The organism is Photorhabdus sp. RM96S (assembly GCF_042879335.1).
Lineage (GTDB): Bacteria > Pseudomonadota > Gammaproteobacteria > Enterobacterales > Enterobacteriaceae > Photorhabdus > Photorhabdus kayaii.
Genome location: NZ_JBHFKT010000009.1, coordinates 45716 through 65594, shown reverse-complemented (window position 1 = coordinate 65594; position 19879 = coordinate 45716). Strand labels below are relative to the sequence as shown.

Below are 19879 nucleotides of genomic sequence, written 5' to 3'. Positions count from 1 at the left end.
TTTATTTTCTCCTGATTACTTGGTGTTATGACGATTATTTTTCTGACAATACTGCTCAATGAGTTCAATAAAGTGATCAAATAACGATGCAGTCTCATGTGGACCGGGGCTAGCTTCTGGGTGCCCCTGGAAGCTAAATGCAGGTTTATCGGTATGATGAATCCCTTGCAACGTGCCATCAAACAGAGATTTATGAGTAACGCGCAAATTTGACGGCAGTGATTTTTCATCCACGGCAAAGCCGTGGTTTTGTGCAGTAATCATTACAACATTACATTCAAGATCTTTCACCGGATGGTTACCACCATGATGGCCGAATTTCATTTTCATCGTTTCAGCGCCACTGGCTAACGCCAACAATTGGTGTCCAAGACAGATACCAAAAATCGGAATTTCTGTCTCAAGCAGGGTTTTGATTGCGTCGATTGCATAACCACAAGGCGCCGGATCTCCTGGCCCATTGGACAAGAAAATACCATCCGGATTCAGTTTCAGTACATCTTCCGCCGATGTCTGGGCAGGAACAACTGTCAGGCGGCAGCCACGATCCACCAGCATTCGCAAGATATTACGTTTTGCACCAAAGTCATAAGCAACAACATGATAAGGCAGATCCTGTTCTTGCTTATCTTCCGGTAATCCCCCCGCCAGCTTCCAGCTCCCCTGTAACCACGGATAAATCTGTTTAGTTGTCACCTCTTTTGCTAAATCCATCCCCTCCAGCCCCGGAAACGCTTGTGCTTTTTCCAGTGCAACCTGAGCGTCAATCTGTTTACCTGCTATAATACAACCATTCAGTGAACCCTTTTCTCTTAACAAACGCGTCAGTTTACGGGTATCGATATCTGCTATCGCAACAATATTATGACGTTTAAGGTAATCGGAAAGCGTTTCTTCGCAGCGGAAGTTACTGGTCAACAGTGGTAGATCACGAATCACTAGCCCTTGGGCTTGTACTTTTAGTGATTCTTTATCGACTGAGTTAACACCGACATTACCAATATGGGGATAAGTAAGAGTGACAATTTGGCGGGAATAGGAAGGGTCTGTGAGAATTTCTTGATATCCGGTCATCGAGGTATTGAAAACCACTTCCCCAACTGCCGCCCCTTCCGCACCTATGGCACGACCGTGGAATTGGGTTCCATCTTCCAGAACCAATATAGCTGACTTAATCAAAACACCCTCCAAAGAATAATTACTCGCAATTAGTGCATATTAATTCAGATTTATTCCTCAAAATCAATGCAAAAGCTGCTTTTTAGGCAAAATTTTGGCAAATTGCGCGCATTCTAATGATGAGAGGGAGAGTTGTCTACAAAAAATGTTACTTTTCTTATTTTTTTGCACACTTCGCCAGACAGACCAATGAAATAAGACTGAAAATAGCAATAAAGTTAATTTATAAAATGGTAATTAGCATAGAAGATTTGATTTTCAGATGAAAAGTTGAAAATAATCACAAAAAGGAGAAGAAAGCAGAAAATTAAGGTTATAAATAAGACAAAAATAGAAGAAATAAACCAAAAAACAATAGGATTAAACAAAGAAATTAAAAATCGCACAATAAAATATTTAATTATGCGATATCAATAAGTTACAAAAATAGCTTTTTAAAGTAAATCGAGATTTAGTACATCTTTCATATCAAAAAGGCCACTATTTTTACCACTTAGCCATAGAGCAGCCTTTACCGCGCCATTTGCAAACGTCATCCGACTGGAAGCCTTATGAGTTATCTCTACTCTCTCCCCAATATCTGCAAACATAGCGGTATGCTCACCCACGATATCCCCGGCACGGATAGTCGCAAAACCAATACTTTTCGGATCACGTTCACCGGTATAACCTTCACGGGCATAGACAGCACACGCTTTAAGATCCCGCCCCAAAGCATGAGCAATGGACTCCCCCATTGCTAAAGCTGTTCCTGATGGTGCATCCACTTTATGGCGGTGATGTGCTTCAATAATTTCGATATCACTATACTCGCCCATCACTTTCGCTGCTTTTTCCAATAATTTAAGCACCAGATTTACACCAACACTGAAATTCGCGGCAAATACAATCGGGATATCAGCAGAAGCCTCTTTAATTGCCTGTTTACCCGCCTCATCAAAGCCAGTTGTACCGATCACTATCGCTTTACCGTTCTGGCGACAAATTTCAAGATGAGTCAACGTTCCTTCCGGGCGGGTAAAATCGATAAGGATATCAAAATCATCAACGATACTTTTCAGGTCATCACAAACAGTCACACCGGTATGACCAATACCCGCCAACTCTCCGGCATCTGCGCCAATCAGAGAAGAACCGGAGCGTTCCAAAGCTGCACCAAGAGCAACACCATCTATTTGATATATGGCCTGAATCAACTGACGTCCCATACGCCCACCAGCGCCAACAATCGCAACACGAATATCTGTATCAGCCATAAGCCCTCACTATGAAGTTAGTCCTTTTCCTGATTTAACACAATGATCAGTCAGATGAATGTTTTAAATAAAATGTTTTAAATAAAGAATATTTGCAATACTTTATCCTTATTTATACCCGTCATCTTTCAAGTTGCCTCTTTGTTGGCTGCACTCGCTCACCCCGGTCACATCGTTATCTATGCTCCCGGGGATTCACTCCCTTGCCGTCGCGATCCATCTTGAAATCCATAGGGTATATATTGATAATTTAGCTAATTTCTTTAACTTCAACACGTAACTCTTTTGGCACTTCAAATACAATATTTTCTTCTCTACCGTGTAATTCTTGGACGGAATCAGCACCAAGATATTTCAGGCGTTCAATAACTTGCTGAACTAAAATATCCGGTGCCGAAGCGCCCGCAGTTACGCCAACCAAAGAGATGCCGGTAATCCACTCTTCTTTAATATCCTCAGCGGAATCTATCAGGTAAGCAGGTTTACCAACCCGCTGAGCTAACTCAGCAAGGCGATTAGAGTTAGATGAATTCTTCGAACCCACAACCAAGACAACATCGGCGTCAGACGCCAGATCCCGTACCGCTTCCTGGCGGTTAGTCGTCGCATAGCAGATATCATCTTTACGGGGACCAACGATGTTTGGGAATCGTGCATTAAGTGCATCAATCACTTCTGAAGTATCATCAACAGATAATGTGGTTTGAGTCATAAAACATATGTTGTCTTCATCTTTGACTTTCAAGTTCCATACATCTTCCGGAGATTCAACCAGATACATTCCACCTTCCGCATTGTTGTACTGACCCATTGTACCTTCAACTTCGGGATGTCCAGCGTGACCAATCAGAATAGCTTCTTTGCCCTTGCGGCTGGCTCTTGCTACCTCCATATGGACTTTAGTCACTAGAGGACAAGTCGCATCGAACAACATTGTCAAATTGCGAGAACGCGCTTCAGCACGAATAGCCTGTGAAACACCATGTGCCGAAAAAATCAGAATCGCATCATCCGGTACTTCTGAAATTTCTTCAATAAAGATAGCACCCCGCTTGCGCAGGTTATCTACAACATAACGGTTATGCACAACTTCATGACGAACGTAGATCGGCGCACCATATAATTCCAGTGCGCGCTCTACAATACTGATAGCACGGTCAACACCGGCACAAAAACCGCGGGGGTTAGCCAGCAATATCTGCATGGTTTTCCTCCAATCGTGGATCAATTTCCAACACTTCAATTTCAAACGTGACGTTCTGCTCAGCTAACGGGTGATTGAAATCAACAGTCACAGATTCTTCTGTTACGGCTTTGACTATGCCCGGCATTTCACTGCCATTCATTGCCGTAAATAACATTATAGTGCCAATTTCAGGAATACCCGTTTCAGCAAAATCACGCGGAGTAAAATATTGGATCAGATCAGGATTTGGTTTACCAAATACATTCTCACCAGCCAGAGTAAAGGTATGTTTATCTCCGTCTTTTAGCCCAGTAAGCTGCTGTTCCAAAGGTGAAGAAAGGGTTCCATCACCTAAACGAAATAATGCAGGTTTGCCCTGAGTGTGAGTGGAATCGACAATAGAGCCATCTTGCAGTTTTAAAGTGAAGTGCAGTAAAACTGCACTATTCGCCTGCACCTGGTTTGACATATTACTTATCCCACTTTGATGGTCTTTTCATCCGGGCTTAGAAAGCTATCAATGATAACCAATCCAGCCCCGATGCATATCGCCATATCAGCGATATTAAAAGTTGGAAAGTGCCAATCACCGACATAAAAATCAATAAAATCGATGACAAAACCATGAACCAACCGGTCAAACAGATTACCCAATGCTCCACCAATAATCAGGGCATAAGCGATATTACTCAGTTTCTTCTTTGCACTGGCACGATACATCATCACCATCAGTACAACTGAAATAGCAACGGCAATGAATGCAAAGAACCAACGCTGCCAACCATCTTTCTCTGCAAGGAAACTGAAAGCCGCCCCAAAATTCTGGGCATAAGTCAGATTAAAATAAGGTATCAATGGAACGGATTCATACAGATGAAAGTGTTGCAACACTAGCTGCTTACTACCCAGATCCAAAATCAATACCACAACAACTAACCAAAGCCAGCGAAGGCCGGTGGAGCAAATGGGTTTATTCATCAGGCAAACTTACGCTCTTCGCCGTTACCGGCAACATTAGTTACACAGCGGCCACAAAGTTCTGCTTGTTCCGCCACCAATCCCACATCTTTAGCGTAATGCCAGCAACGAGGACATTTTTCGCCATCCGCTTTGCAGAAAGCAATTTTCAGACTACCGATTTCGCTTTGTTGCGCATCTTCACCAGCCTGCTCATAATCTGCAACAACAACCTGAGATGTTAGCAGAACAAAACGCAATTCATCTCCGAGGCTATTCAGTTTGTCCGCCAATTCATTATCGGCGTACAGCGTCACTGCGGCTTCCAGTGAACTACGGATATGTTTGTCTGCACGTGCCTGCTCCAGCACTTTGTTAACCTCACCACGCACAGCCAACAAATCAGCCCAGAAAACATCATTCATTGGTTCGCCTGCGGCCAGACCAAACAAACCGTCGTACCACTCTTCGGTAAATACATATTGAGCACGTTTGCCAGGCAACTCATTCCAAACTTCATCAGCAGTAAAGGAGAGGATAGGTGCCATCCAGCGAACCAATGCTTCCGCAATATGATACAGCGCAGTCTGACAACTGCGACGAGCCAAACTATCGCTCTTAGCGGTGTATTGACGGTCTTTAATGATATCGAGATAGAACGATCCCATCTCCACCGAACAGAATTGCATCATACGTTGAACAACGGTGTGGAAATCATATCTATCGTAACATTTGGTAATGTCCGCCTGCGCCGCTTGAGCACGCCCCACAGCCCAACGATCCAACACAGCCATCTCTTCTGGTTTAACCCTATGCTGTTCAGGATCGAAACCATTCAGGTTTGCCAGCAGGAAACGCGCCGTGTTACGGATACGACGATATGCATCAGCAGAGCGTTTCAAGATCTCATCGGATACCGCAATTTCACCGGTGTAATCGGTAGAAGCAACCCATAGACGCAGAATATCTGCCCCTAATTTATCCATGACATCCTGCGGACTGATGGTATTACCGATAGATTTAGACATCTTACGGCCCTGACCATCCACAGTGAAACCATGCGTTAACACCTGACGGTAAGGTGCTTTACCTTTTATTGCCGTTGAGATCATCAGGGAAGACATAAACCAGCCACGGTGCTGATCTGAGCCTTCAAGATAGATATCCGCAGCATTACCTTGGAATTCAGGGCGAGCATCAACCACCGATGCGTGGGTTGATCCCGAATCGAACCAGACATCCAACGTATCAAAAATTTTGACATAGTTAGCCGCATCATCACCTAACAGTTCGGCTGGCTCCAGATCCCACCACGCCTGAATACCGTCAACTTCAACACGTTTTGCAACTTCTTCCATCAATTCGATAGTACGTGGATGAAGCTCTTCCGTCTCTTTATGGACAAAAAGAGACATCGGCGTACCCCAAGTACGTTGACGTGAAATACACCAGTCAGGACGGTTTTCAACCATTGCCTCAATACGGGCCTGACCCCAACCCGGTATCCACTGAACCCCTTTGATCTCTTGCAACGATTGTTTACGCAGACCATTTTGATCCATGCTGACAAACCACTGCGGCGTGGCACGGAAAATGATAGGTGTCTTGTGACGCCAGCAGCAGGGGTAACTATGCTGTAATTTTTCCAAATGCAACAATGCATTGTTTTCACTCAGGATATTCAGCACAATATCATTCGCCTTAAAGACAAACATGCCATCCAGAGAAGGATAAGTACCGGGTAGATAACAACCATTAGGTCCAACCGGATTTGCAACTTCCAAATCATATTTCTGACCGAGAACAAAGTCGTCCGGGCCGTGACCTGGTGCCGTATGCACAGCACCGGTACCCGCATCCAAAGTCACGTGATCACCCAGTACAACCGGTGAATCAAAACCCATAAATGGATGTTTAAAGCGCAATAACTCCAACGCAGCACCCGCACAATTCCCTAGCACTGCCCACGAGGTTATACCCGCACGCTGCATCACACTTTCTACCAAATCAGCAGCCAGGATCAGGCATTCACCCTCAATCTGTACTAATTGATAGCTAAATTCAGCATGCAAAGCGATCGCTCGGTTAGCCGGCAACGTCCACGGCGTGGTTGTCCAGATAACCAAAGAGACCGGTTGATCTGGTGCCTGCACACCAAATTTCTCACAAACGGCAGCTGCATTAACCGCATTAAAACGCACGTCAATCGATGGCGAAATTTTGTCGTAATACTCAACTTCAGCTTCGGCCAGTGATGAACGGCAATCGGTACACCAGTGAACAGGCTTGGCACCTTTCAACAAATGACCATTAGCGATAATACGGCTCAATGCGCGAATAATGTCAGCTTCGGTCTTAAAATCCATAGTCAAATATGGCCGTTCCCAATCACCTAATATGCCCAGACGGATAAAGTCTTTCTTCTGACCTTCGATTTGCTCTTTGGCATATTTGCGGCACTCGGCACGAAATTCAGCGGCGGAAAATTTTTCCCCCGGCTTACCAATAATCTGCTCAACCTTAAGCTCAATGGGTAAACCGTGGCAATCCCAACCAGGGATATATGGCGAATCATATCCCGCCATTCCTTTGGATTTAATAATAATATCTTTGAGAATCTTATTGACTGAGTGACCAATATGAATACTGCCATTCGCATAAGGAGGGCCGTCATGCAGAATAAATGTTTTTTTACCGGCTTTTGCTTTACGAATTACCTGATACAACTCATCTTTGTACCAACGTTTTAACATATCTGGTTCGCGCTTTGCTAAATCTCCGCGCATTGGAAACCCTGTTTCTGGCAGATTCAGGGTGTTTTTATAGTCACTCATTCGATTCTCAATTCCAATTTTCCGCTAGATACATGACACAGGTAGCTGCTTAAAAAATTCCTTCGCAGCAACCAAATCATTCGCAATTTGCTGCTTGAGTGCATCAAGGGAAGCAAACCGCTGTTCATTACGCAATTTTTTGCGTAACACCACATCAATATAACGCCCATAGAGATCCATTTGGGTATCAATTAGATGTACTTCAAGTTGTTGACCCTGACCAGAGACTGTTGGACGTGTACCAATATTGGCAACACCCGGTAAAGGCTGGTCTCCCAAACCATAGACTTCAACAACATAAACGCCGTGTACCGGAACCACTAATCGTTTTAACGGCAAATTTGCTGTTGGAAAACCAATAGTGCTCCCTAGTCGCTTACCATGAACGACCCGGCCACAAATGCTGTATGGATGTCCCAATAATGTTTCGGCTAATACCAAATCATCATCTTGCAGTGCTTGACGAATAGCTGTGCTGCTAATCCGTAAACCATCATCACAAAAACTTTCACTGCTGGTCACATCAAAGCCGTATGTCTCACCGGCTCGCTGCAAAAAGGCAAAATCACCACTGCGAGATTGACCAAAACGAAAGTCGTCTCCTACAGCGAGAAACTTAACACCCAATTTTTCCACCAGCAACCGTGAAACAAAGGCTTCTGGCGTATTTGCCGCAAAATTTCTATCAAATTTCACGCATAATAAATAATCCACTCCACATTGGGCGAGATATTTGGCTTTATCCCTCAATCTCGTTAGACGCGCAGGAGCATTACCCTTAGCAAAAAACTCCAAAGGTTGTGGTTCAAAAATCATGACCATTACTGGTAATCCCAGACGCTGCCCTTCGTGTTTTAAGTGTTTCAGTAGTGCCTGATGACCTCTGTGGACACCATCAAAATTACCAATCGTCAACACGCAACCGCGGTGACATGTCCGGATATTACGTATACCGCGAATTAGCTCCATAGCTGGCTCAATACCCTGGAAATTACCAAATTATACCTTGTACAAAGCTCAAGGTTAACCCACCATCATAAGATGATTTAAATCAATAGCCCTGATTCATACAACAAAAACGAGCAGGAATCCCGAAAAATATTCATTTTATTTCTATCTGGACTATTCAATGAGATTTTTATTGTGAAAGACTGTATTCCCACTAAGTAAACTGATAAAATCCTGCGCCATCACAACGAAACAAGTTGCCGCGGTACAACGGCGCTTATTTGCACAAATCCATTGACAAAAGAAGGTTGAACAGGCATATTCCTCGGCCTTTGAATTGTCCTCGATAGAATATATTTGGGAGTTGGACCTTGGCTAATATCAAATCAGCTAAGAAACGCGCCATACAGTCTGAAAAACGTCGTCAGCATAACGCTAGCCGTCGTTCTATGGTGCGTACCTTTATCAAGAAGGTATATGCTGCTATCGCTACTGGCGATAAAGAAGCTGCGCAGAAAGCATTTCATGACATGCAACCTATTGTCGATCGCCACGCCTGTAAGGGTCTGATCCACAAAAACAAAGCAGCACGTCATAAATCTAATCTGACAGCGCAAATCAACGCAATGTAATAATTTGCGTTTGAGTTACTGAAAAACCGGCCTGCGCCGGTTTTTTTGTGTTTGCAGTTACTATCAATTATTTTTTAAGTACGCTTCTTAGATAGCACATTAAACAACGCAGAAAAATCTTTATTACATACCCTTTGAACAGCCGGGTGTTGAATCATTCGCTCAGCAAAAATCACATAATACTCTTCCTGCACGGCATCCAACCGACCAATCTCGGCAATATCATTATCTGTAAAAATATCATTGGTATACAAAGATGGCGCCACGAAAATCGCATTATGATACATACCAAACGCTTTCATTAACGCAGCATCATCAAACTCACCTAGTACTTCAACCTGAAGATTTTTATTACGTATCCAAGTCAACAACTTACGCCCCAACATAGAGCGACGCCCTGGAACCAATAAGCGACGTTCCTCCAAACACTCCGGGAAAGGTTTTTCCGGGATAGGTTGTCGGCAGAAGAAACTCACATCACATTCACCCAGTTTTACCGAGAACAGCCCTTCCTGTTGGGAAGAATCCACCGGGCAATCAGACAATATCATATCGAGTTTGTGCTGGCTGAGTTGTTCCAGCAACAATTCATGGGTTGATTCAAAACAACGTAGATGAATCTGTTCATGTTCCACAACCGCCGTTTTCAATACCTGGCTAACCAGACGTTTGGACAGTGCATCAGCAACACCAACATCAAATAAAAGATTAGATTCACGGCTGTAATTAACGATATCCAACATCTCCTGGCTTAGCATAAACATCTTATCCGCATAGCGGAAAATAAGCTGTCCTAGCTCTGATGGCACTAATCCCCTGCCCTGACGTTTGAACAGTTTCCCTCCCAGACGCTCCTCCAGCGCTTTTATCTGTCCTGTGATCGTTTGAGGTGTTAGATAAAGCGCTTCTGCCGCCCCAACCACTGATCCTTCCTTGCAAACATGCCAGAAATAATAGAGATGATTAAAATTCAGATGTGACACCCGCATACGTTTTTCCTTATGTATCGCTTACGTCTGGTAGACAACGCCAGCCATACATTACTAATCCACCGTCTCCCGGTGATTTTCTGTTTTTTCACTACATAAAGTATCCGCGATACAATTTGAGTTGTTGTACCGCAAATACAAAAATGATGAGTCAGTCCAGAAATTTTCTCTAAAATGTAGAACTTCATTTGGCTAAGTTAATGAATTTATCCCCACTCTGCCATCACTTTTTCTTTGGTAAGACCATTCGTAACAAGCCATACCCTATAAACGCAGCGATGGTTGAACCCATCAGAATGCCAAGACGGGAATAGACACTGAAAGATTCATCCGCTCCTTCAAAAGCCAATCCTGAAATAAAGATAGACATAGTAAAGCCGATTCCACAAAGAACAGAAACCGCAAATATCTGTTTAAGATTAATCTGCTGTGGCAATTTAGCAAATCCGATCTTAATAGAAATATAGCTAAAAAGAAAAATGCCCAATGGCTTACCAAGAAACAGAGCCACAGCAATACCTAACGGTAATATATCGGTCAAACCATTTAACGTAACGCCATTCAGGGCTACACCTGCATTGGCAAATGCAAATAATGGCAAAATGAGATACGCCACCCAAGGATGCAAACCGTGCTCAAGTAATTCAGATGGTGAATGACCATTCTGACCACGCAGAGGAATCAGAAAACCAACAATGACGCCGGCTAGTGTTGCATGAACACCCGATTTCAAGATGCAAACCCAAAGGATAGTGCCAACAGCCAGATAAGCCGATGTTTTTTCGACACCGCGCCAATTCATCCAAACCAGCAAAGCAATCATTGCCGCTGACAATCCAAGCGCCACAAGAGAAACTGTTTTGGTATAAAACAGAGCGATAATCACGATAACGCCCAGATCATCAATAATCGCAAGTGCCAACAAGAAAACCTTGAGTTCTGTTGGTACTCGCTTAGACAATAGCGCCATCACACCCAAGGCAAAAGCAATATCGGTTGCCGCAGGAATAGCCCAACCCTGACGGGTAAACTCATCATTGCCATTAAAGAGTAGATATATTAGTGCCGGAGCGACCATACCACCTATCGCCGCTATCACCGGAAATAGTGCCTTATCACGCCCTGCCAAAGAGCCTTCCAACAGTTCCCGTTTTACTTCCAAACCAACAATCAAAAAGAAGACCGCCATCAAGCCATCATTAATCCACAACAACAAAGGCTTATTGATCTCCAGTGCAGCGAATTGTACTGCCACCGAAATATTAAGAAATTGCTGATAAATACCCTGTAATGGCGAGTTTGCCATTATCAACGCAATAATGGCAGTGATGATAAGAAGAAGCCCTCCAGCCGCTTCTAATTTCAGGAATTGACGAATAATTGCTGTCACGATGATTAACCTCTGAAACTGATCGGACTTAAATGGTACTCTAGCTATGGTTTCGAAAAAAATCGATTTTATGACCAGAATAATTCGCTATAACCGATCTATTGATGATCTACATCTCAATAAAATAGATTATCAATCAGAGGAAATCGTTAAGTGGAGCGTGCCTATTTATCTTACATTAGCACCAATTTCCCGCATCTTAGCCAAAATGCGGTTTAAATCATCTTCTGATAGTGTTAACTGTGTTGCTATATAAAATAGAATGTGCGGAGAAATAACACGTGGCATTTTCCCACCCGTGTATTTTCTCCATTGATTGTTACCGGAAACTCCCGCTAAATCGGCCATTTGTTCTCCCGTGAAACCTAATTCTTCTTTGAGTTTAATGAGATCTTCTGTAGTAGGAGGAGAATAATTGCCGATCAGTCGCATAAGTATTCCAGAACAAAGCCCCTTACGGGGCCAATCAATTAAATGAATTTGAGCAATAGAGTTGTGATAGTCGCTACCGCACCAATAAGAGTAGAAGCAACAACAATCGGATACCACGTCGCCTCACGATTTATCTTTGTCGTTTCTGCCATTAATTTTGCTATTTCAGCGTGGATTTTTTCGAGTTCAGCAGTAGTCATTTCAGTAGTGCTCATCGTTCTTCCTTTTTAGGGATGTCAGGCTGCGGCCATTCCGCTACCTTATATTATTACACAATAAAAAGTAGCCCTTTTAGGGTTAATTGTCAATGTAGATTGTTTAATTTTTCACCTCAAAATATGAGTATTCAATATGACTTAATATTATGAAAAATATATTTTTTCAGAATTTATATAGCTAGATAATTTCTAAGAATTCGACAGAAAAGATAAAATAAGACAATAATAACGAGAAAACAGCATGAATAATTAACAGGTATTAAAACTGGTCATATCGCAATCTTTAAATAAAAAAAAGCATTAAGAATATTATCAACATACACTAATTACTTGGAAAACAAATCAACATCGATTAATAACCAACAAATCATCTTTACATCCAATAACTCTTCTTCTTTTAGTCGGCATTATTGAGTGATATTCCTCACTATTAGTGACGATAATTGGCGATATAATCTGAATTTTATTCTCTTGAAGAAATTCCAGATCAAAATTAACTAATACCTCACCGGCAACCACTCTCTGCCCTTCTATAATTTGTAAATTAAATCCTGCGCCTTGCAAACCTACCGTTTCAATACCAATATGAATTAATAACTCTACTCCTTGATCGGAAATTAAACCAATAGCATGTCCAGTCGGAGTAATCATTGAAACCTTACCATTAAAAGGCGATTTAACCACACCTTCGGTAGGAATAATAGCAATACCATCACCAATAATTTTTTCAGAAAAAGTATCGTCAGGTACTCTTGAGAGAGATTCTATTGTGCCGGTCATCGGAGAACGTAATATGATTTTCTTCTTTTTTGAAAAGCATGGCTTTATTAATACTATAGAATCAACATTAGATTCTAATTTCATTAATAAAGTGGATATAAATGCCACTAAGAAACTACTAAAAATGCCAAGCAAAATAAAAATAAAATTATTGCTATCTTTTTGCATATAAAAAGGTAATGACACCAATCCCGGCACACTAAAAGCAAATATTTTCACAGAGAAAATACCTATAATAGCGCCACCAACGGCTCCACCCATTAATGCAGCATAAAAAGGTTTTCTTAATTTAAGCGTAACGCCATACATTGCAGGTTCAGTTACGCCTAAAAAAGCAGAGAATGAAGATGAATAAGCTAATGATTTCATTTGCCTGTCTTTAATTTTAATTGCGACTGCTAATGTCGCACCAGCTTGTGCAATATTACTCGCAAAACTGATAGGTAATAACATAAAATCGTATCCAAGAGACTTAAAGTTAGCAAAAACACTTGGCAAAAAGGCATAATGCATCCCAGTAATAACTAAAATAGGTATCAATCCACCTAACAATAATCCCGCAAACGGTCCAGCCACGGAAAATAATATTAAAAGCCACTTTTCAATATACAAACCAATTGTATTTCCCAACGGTGCAGCAACAATCAATAAAATAGGTGCAGAAATTAATAAGACCAATAATGGTGTAAATATTATTTTCAATACCGTTGGAATAAACCTATCTACCCATCTATGAATATAACTGAGCAACCAAACCCCTAAAATAATTGGAATGGCAGTATAACTATAATGAATAGCGGGAATAGTAATACCAAATACATTGAAATATTCGCCACCAGAACTGCTCACAAGGTCAGATAATGTTGGATAAATTAAAATACACGCTAATGTGGCGGCAATAAATTCATTTGTTTTAAATTTTCTTGCCGCTGAAAAAGCCAAAAGAACAGGCAAAAAATAGAGAGGTGTATCAGAAAAAATATATAATAACTTATACTCATTACTCTGCTCTGAAACCCAATCCATCATATAGAAAAAAATTAATCCGCCTTTAAGTAAACCCGCCCCTACAATTGCTGGCAATATGGGAACAAATATGCCTGAAATGACGTCAAGAATATGACTAATGAAACCCTTTTTTGGACCATAATGATTTCCTTCATTTTCTTTTAACTGCTTAATTATTTCACTAAATATTTCAACAACTCTATTACCAATAATTATTTGTAATTGCCCGCTGTGAAAATGCGCCCCAATAACCCCCTGCATTTTTCTAATCGCAGCAATATCCATTTTACTATCATCTATAATATTAAAACGCAATCTGGTAACACAATGCCAACTTTTATTTATATTTTCTTGTCCGCCAATAAATCTAATGATCTCTTTTGAAAAATCTTCATCTCTCATTTTATCCCCCACCTCTAATCTGTTACCCAAAAAATCTAAATCACATAAATATACTCATCTAATACCATTAGCGATTGACACTTATTTGACGATCCATTTACTTATCATTCTCTGCCCTTATAACTATCATTAACCACCCGTTCTATATGAATGACTAAATAAATCAATTCATCATCGGGCACTTTCCATTGGTATTTCTCCCTCAGATATTTAATTAGCTTAACTGCACAGTTGTAGCTTTTGAAATACTTTTCTTCTATCAACTCTTGCAGAGAAAAATCCACCTCAATCGCAGAAGAATGCTCATTTTTATTTTGTCTAATCAGGAAATAGCGCAAATGCGTAATAAAACGAGAGTAATTTACCGAGGTTGTATCAAGGTTAACATGAAAATAGTAATGAATGAGCTTAACCGTTTTATTAATCAAATTCGTTAATTTTAATGTATCTCCCATTGTTTGCCCTTCATATTGAGCATTGACAAAATGCAAGGCAATCAATGAGGCTTCTATCGGCGGTAATGGTTTTTCAATCTGGTCATTAATATAGATAAGCGCCTGTTTACCGACTTCATATTCCAACGGGTAAAGATGAGGGATCTCCCATTGTAAGACATTACCAATCTGATACCCTTTACTCACACGCTCAAATGCAAAGTTTAAATGCTCTGACAAAGTAATGAGTAATGAATCGTTGAGAGATTTGCCAAGAAGATCTTTCCCTAATGCGATAATTTTCTCGGTTAGCTCTATAACTGAGACTGGAATAGTCGCAATAATTTGATTAATTCTATCGTTCTTTTCAACAGTGAAGACTTTTGCAACATCTTGAATATTCAGCCTATCACCTTTTTTTCTATTAAAACCTATGCCCTTATCCATTAGAATAACTTCATTATTATTCTCATCAATGGCAAGAACGACATTATTATTTATGAGTTTTACTATCGTTAACAAAAGAGATACCTTACAGGATAAACTATTATATGCGCCAACCTAAGCCTATAAAATAGGTGAAATATATTTGTGACCTGGTTGTGCCTGATCTTATCAGTAACACTCCTGTACACTATATTCATTATGTTATCTTTCAGGCTAAGGCATTATTTTTACAAAGTCAACGACACAGCAACATATCCACTTACCCAAGGTATTTATGATAAGCATCACATTTTTACCAAAATTACATTTAATAACTTGCAAGTATCGCAAGGAGTAATTAGTTTTTGACCAACTGATATAGGCTTGTTACCGACTTAGTTGCGACTGACGTCGGGCAAAACCTAATCCATCACGTCACGATCCCCTTATTCCAGGACGATTGTAGATGATGGATTAGGTTTTTTTTTGCCTTAAATTCGGTCTTTCGCTGTTTTCAGCGTATTAAATGAAGGGGAAGTCTAATGAGATACGAAAGTCTGGCAGAGAAAATAGTTAGCGCAATAGGTGGGAAAGAGAATATATCTAGCCTGGTCCATTGCGCGACTCGTTTACGATTTAAACTTAAAGATAGCAGTCTGGCCAATAGCGAATTACTCAAACAGACTAAGGGAATTATTACCGTAGTAGAGAGTGGTGGGCAATATCAGGTCGTCATCGGTAGTCACGTAGGGGATGTTTACGATGATATTAATCATAAATACTTACAAGATGATGCAGAAGCAGCACAAAATATAACTTCACAGCAAGAGATAAAACGAGATAACGCCAGAGGTTTAAAACGCATTCTTGATGTCGCCATTGATATTATTTCCAGTATTTTTACCCCGCTATTAGGTGTATTGGTCGCCGCCGGATTAATTAAAGGCATTCTCGCTTTATCCAACGTATTCAATTGGATGAGCATAGACAGCGGGACCTATAAAATTTTATACGCTACCGGTGATGCCATGCTCTATTTCATGCCTATTTTATTAGGGTATACCGCAGGTAAGCGGTTCGGAGGCAACCCGTTTATTACGATGGTTATCGGGGCCGCTTTAACCTATCCCACCATGACCGAGGCATTTAAACTTTCGCAAACGACTCCTGCTGTTCACCTCAATTTCCTTGGCATTCCTATCTCTTTCATTAATTATAGCTCAACCGTTATTCCCATTATCTTATCAGCATGGTTTAGCTGCTTGCTGGAAAAGAAGTTTAATAGCTGGTTTCATTCCTCCGTCAAACTGTTTGCCACACCTTTCCTGTGTCTATTGATTACGGTTCCTTTGACTTTTGTAGTTATTGGCCCTATAGCAACAGAGCTCAGTGATAGCCTGGCTGCCGGATATCTCTTTTTCTATCAATTAAATCCGGTCATTGCTGGACTTTTTATGGGTGCATTGTGGCAAGTTTGTGTCATTTTCGGTCTGCATTGGGGACTTATCCCAATAATGATCAATAACATGATGACCCAGAAAAAAGATATGCTCTCCCCACTGCTCCAGCCAGCAATATTTGGTCAAGCAGGCGCAACTCTGGGGGTATTTTTACGTACACGTGATAAGAATATGAAAACATTATCAGGTACCGCACTGATATCAAGTCTCTTTGGCATCACCGAACCTGCTATTTATGGTGTCACACTACCACTAAAACGTCCATTTATTATCGGTTGTATTGGTGGGGCGCTTGGCGGGGCAATTGTCGGTTTCTATTCAGGAACAGCATATAACGTTGGCGGCATGGGTATCTTTGCGTTTACCTCATTTATTTCTCCCGCCGGCATAGATAGTGCTTTCTGGAGTGTCATATTAGGTTCGTTAGGTTCATTTGTCTTCTCCTGTATCGCAACCTATTTATTCGGTTTGCCATCAGAAGTAAAAGTTCCACTAATAACATCCCATGCAAAAAATTAATTTAAACTCTGAAATGAAGAATCATATTAAGAGAATATCTTCCAAGTTTAACGAGCAATTAACAAGAGGAAAATCATGAAAAAACAATTTCCAAATAACTTCCTTTGGGGAGGAGCGCTGGCGGCAAATCAAGTTGAAGGTGCCTATCAAATAGATGGCAAAGGGTTATCAACCTCAGATATGCAACCTTGTGGAGTCATTGGTCACAGCATGGAACGCAGTTTGGGTGATTTTCATATTAAGGATATTGGCATCGATTTTTATCATCGTTATCCCGAAGATATTGCGCTATTTGCTGAAATGGGATTTAAATGCCTGAGAACCTCTATCGCCTGGACACGCATATTTCCTGAAGGAGATGAAAAAATACCGAACGAAAATGGTTTAGCTTTTTATGATCGCCTGTTTGACGAAATGATAAAATATAATATTCAACCACTCATTACGCTTTCCCATTTTGAAATGCCTTATGGCTTAGTAAAAAAATATGGTGGTTGGGGAAATCGTGAAACAATTGCGTTTTTTGACCATTATACCAGAACTGTTTTTAAACGTTACCAACATAAAGTAAAATATTGGCTGACATTCAATGAAATTAACATGTCTTTATTCTCTTGTTTTACCGGCGCAGGATTACCAGAAAAAAGTAAAATTCAAGATATTTATCAGGCGCTACATTATCAATTAGTTGCCAGTGCTAAAGCAGTTAAAGCCTGCCATGAAATTATTCCTGATGCAAAAATAGGTAATATGGTGGCAGCGGCCCCTTATTATCCATTGACTTGTCACCCTGATGATATATTAGAATCATTGAAAAAGAATCGCGAATGGTTGTTCTTCTTTGATGTACAAGCTCGTGGATATTATCCATCCTATATGTCCCGTCTATTTGAAGAACAAAATATTACACTTGATATCACAGATGAAGATAAAAAAGCACTCAAAGAAACCGTTGATTTTCTCTCTTTCAGTTACTACATGAGTAGCTGTGCAACGACAAATCCTGAGATTATCAAGACCTCAGGGAATATCATTAATCCGGTGAAAAATCCTTATCTGTCCAGCTCAGAATGGGGATGGCAAATCGATCCCCAAGGCATTCGCTATCTTCTCAATATGCTATATGACCGTTACCAGAAACCCCTGTTTATTGTAGAAAACGGTTTGGGTGCCAGGGATGTTATTCAAGACGATGGCTCTATTATTGATGATTATCGGATTAACTATCTCAACGATCATTTATTTCAGATACGGGAAGCCATTGAAGATGGTGTTCAATTATTAGGATATACCTCATGGGGGCCAATAGATTTGGTCAGCGCCTCTACAGCAGAAATGTCAAAACGGTACGGGTTTATTTATGTCGATCGCGATGACCAAGGTAATGGGACATTAGAACGGCGGCGTAAAAAAAGTTTTAGTTGGTATAAAGAGGTGATCAGCAGTCACGGTAATACCCTTCAAGCCCCGGAGGTAGAAAATGAAAATAACCAATAAATTTCTTTTACTCACGATTCCACTTATTTTGCTTTATAACAATATCACGGTAGCAGCGGAAAATAACTGTCACTCGTATGATACCCTTTTACCAAGAGGACTAGAAACACCTTCGGTTTCATCTGCATGCGATACAGTATTTCCTGAATGGGGCGGCCTTAGAAAAGAGATGGCCGATCGTGGCTTTTATGCAAATTTTCAACTACTTACTAATCTAACCTACGATATATCAAGAAGCTGGAAAAATACGCCTAATCCCAATTATATGGGACAGCGCTTAACGACCGGTAATATCGCCGCGACAGAACTCACTTATGATTTATCACGGATTGGTTTCACTGATAAAGCGCAACTGCGTTTAGGTTTAACCTATGCTTATAATAACTTCAAAAATAATGGTCAAGATGGACATCCTTTTGTCTCAGCCTTTTCCATTAATCAACCCTTATTGAATGATCGAGTCATATTAAATTATGGCTATACGACACTACTCTCCCATTTTTATGGCTTATTTTTGGGTAGCAGTACAGCATCATCAGCGCTAGGGCCAACCAGTGTGATGTTGTCCCAAGCTGGACTAACCATTAGCAAACCAAGTCCATCGATAGATATTCGGTTTTTATCGGAAAATAAACGTTGGTATGACCACATTGGCGTTGCCAGAAGTCAAAGCTCAGAAGGTTTAAAAACCGATTCAAAATATAATACCTATGGTCTGCGCTGGAAACTTCCCAGTGCAGGAACCTTAGTCATCAACGAATTAGGTTATCGTGTTAATGCCAATGAAACGGAGAATATGATCTGGCTGCGGGGTGGATCGGTATTCAATAAAACACCTTATTTTAACTATAACAATTCAGAGTATGAAGATTACACTTACTCTCATTATATCGCAGCTACCCACCAAATAACCAAGCCGGATACGTCAATGCCTTTCCGTGGCTGGTATATTGACGGTAAAGCCAACTATGCGCCAAAAGATCGTAACCTGTTTAATGCCGACATTTCATTATCACTGTTCAGTATTGGTCCATTTGATTCGCGTCCAAACGATATGGTTACTTTTGGTCTGGCTTATAATAAGTTCAGTGACGATGCAAAAAATTATTTCTCTCGCAATGGTCAACTTGCTGAAAGTTATAGTGCAACCGCTTCCGTAGCCTATAGTTATCGTGTTTATAACGGAATCTATTGGACTAATAGCTTATCGTATACTCATCACCCATCAGTGACACCAAAAGAGGATGATGCCTATAATTTGCTCACACAAATTACGTTTAGTTTATAATTCTTAACCAAAACAAAAAGTCCTCATCCAAAACGAGGACTTTT

General features: G+C 40.8%; 17 protein-coding genes. 4 read left to right on the top strand and 13 right to left on the bottom strand.

Annotated features, from left to right (window positions below; all coding sequences use genetic code 11):
- Positions 1–15 precede the first annotated feature (15 nt).
- The 7 genes from carA to ribF form a co-directional block, all read right to left on the bottom strand.
- Positions 16–1179 (bottom strand): glutamine-hydrolyzing carbamoyl-phosphate synthase small subunit, encoded by a 1164-nt coding sequence (carA, locus tag ACGF49_RS07605; RefSeq protein WP_112894956.1) that lies wholly within the window; start codon positions 1177–1179, stop codon positions 16–18.
- A 434-nt stretch (positions 1180–1613) separates the two neighbouring features.
- Positions 1614–2435, bottom strand: a complete 822-nt coding sequence (gene dapB / locus ACGF49_RS07600) for a 4-hydroxy-tetrahydrodipicolinate reductase (protein WP_113041534.1) — start codon at positions 2433–2435, stop codon at positions 1614–1616.
- 250 nt (positions 2436–2685) lie between these two features.
- Positions 2686–3639: a 4-hydroxy-3-methylbut-2-enyl diphosphate reductase gene (gene ispH / locus ACGF49_RS07595; RefSeq protein WP_113041533.1), complete on the bottom strand. Its 954-nt coding sequence runs from the start codon at positions 3637–3639 to the stop codon at positions 2686–2688.
- Positions 3620–4090, bottom strand: a complete 471-nt coding sequence (gene fkpB / locus ACGF49_RS07590) for an FKBP-type peptidyl-prolyl cis-trans isomerase (RefSeq protein ID WP_113041532.1) — start codon at positions 4088–4090, stop codon at positions 3620–3622. The genes ispH and fkpB overlap by 20 nt, the downstream gene beginning before the upstream one ends.
- 5 nt (positions 4091–4095) lie before the next feature.
- The gene (gene lspA / locus ACGF49_RS07585; RefSeq protein WP_011144971.1) at positions 4096–4599 is read right to left on the bottom strand and encodes a signal peptidase II; all 504 of its coding nucleotides are present in this window, start codon (positions 4597–4599) and stop codon (positions 4096–4098) included.
- The gene (gene ileS / locus ACGF49_RS07580; RefSeq protein WP_271866130.1) at positions 4599–7412 is read right to left on the bottom strand and encodes an isoleucine--tRNA ligase; all 2814 of its coding nucleotides are present in this window, start codon (positions 7410–7412) and stop codon (positions 4599–4601) included. Before ileS ends, lspA begins: the two co-directional genes overlap by 1 nt.
- Before the next feature lie 24 nt (positions 7413–7436).
- Positions 7437–8381: a bifunctional riboflavin kinase/FAD synthetase gene (gene ribF, locus ACGF49_RS07575; RefSeq protein ID WP_112876442.1), complete on the bottom strand. Its 945-nt coding sequence runs from the start codon at positions 8379–8381 to the stop codon at positions 7437–7439.
- Positions 8382–8731: 350 nt separating this feature from the next.
- On the opposite strand from ribF, the gene rpsT reads away from it, so the two are divergent.
- Positions 8732–8992, top strand: a complete 261-nt coding sequence (gene rpsT / locus ACGF49_RS07570) for a 30S ribosomal protein S20 (protein ID WP_112876441.1) — start codon at positions 8732–8734, stop codon at positions 8990–8992.
- Between the two features lie 74 nt (positions 8993–9066).
- Here the strand turns inward: rpsT and nhaR are convergent, their stop codons facing one another.
- The 6 genes from nhaR to ACGF49_RS07540 form a co-directional block, all read right to left on the bottom strand.
- Positions 9067–9981, bottom strand: a complete 915-nt coding sequence (nhaR, locus tag ACGF49_RS07565) for a transcriptional activator NhaR (protein WP_112876440.1) — start codon at positions 9979–9981, stop codon at positions 9067–9069.
- A gap of 223 nt (positions 9982–10204) precedes the next feature.
- Positions 10205–11371, bottom strand: coding sequence for a Na+/H+ antiporter NhaA (gene nhaA, locus ACGF49_RS07560; protein ID WP_113041530.1), 1167 nt, complete (start codon positions 11369–11371; stop codon positions 10205–10207).
- Positions 11372–11539: 168 nt separating this feature from the next.
- The gene (locus ACGF49_RS07555) at positions 11540–11803 is read right to left on the bottom strand and encodes a helix-turn-helix transcriptional regulator (RefSeq protein ID WP_113041529.1); all 264 of its coding nucleotides are present in this window, start codon (positions 11801–11803) and stop codon (positions 11540–11542) included.
- A gap of 38 nt (positions 11804–11841) precedes the next feature.
- On the bottom strand, positions 11842–12018 hold the full coding sequence (locus ACGF49_RS07550) for a hypothetical protein (protein WP_158536510.1): 177 nt from the start codon (positions 12016–12018) through the stop codon (positions 11842–11844).
- A 345-nt stretch (positions 12019–12363) separates the two neighbouring features.
- Entirely contained in the window at positions 12364–14211 is a 1848-nt protein-coding gene (locus ACGF49_RS07545) for a beta-glucoside-specific PTS transporter subunit IIABC (protein WP_113041528.1), read from the bottom strand.
- Between the two features lie 104 nt (positions 14212–14315).
- Positions 14316–15167, bottom strand: coding sequence for a PRD domain-containing protein (locus tag ACGF49_RS07540; protein WP_113041527.1), 852 nt, complete (start codon positions 15165–15167; stop codon positions 14316–14318).
- Positions 15168–15613: 446 nt separating this feature from the next.
- Between ACGF49_RS07540 and ACGF49_RS07535 the strand changes: the two genes are divergently transcribed.
- From ACGF49_RS07535 to ACGF49_RS07525, 3 genes are all read left to right on the top strand, one after another.
- Positions 15614–17050 carry a PTS transporter subunit EIIC gene (locus tag ACGF49_RS07535; RefSeq protein ID WP_113041526.1) on the top strand — a complete coding sequence of 479 codons (1437 nt, stop codon included), beginning with the start codon at positions 15614–15616 and terminating at the stop codon, positions 17048–17050.
- Positions 17051–17125: 75 nt separating this feature from the next.
- A complete protein-coding gene (locus tag ACGF49_RS07530) occupies positions 17126–18547 on the top strand; it encodes a glycoside hydrolase family 1 protein (RefSeq protein WP_113041525.1) in 1422 nt (473 codons plus the stop codon).
- Positions 18531–19835, top strand: coding sequence for a carbohydrate porin (locus ACGF49_RS07525; RefSeq protein WP_387490387.1), 1305 nt, complete (start codon positions 18531–18533; stop codon positions 19833–19835). Before ACGF49_RS07530 ends, ACGF49_RS07525 begins: the two co-directional genes overlap by 17 nt.
- Positions 19836–19879: the final 44 nt, after the last annotated feature.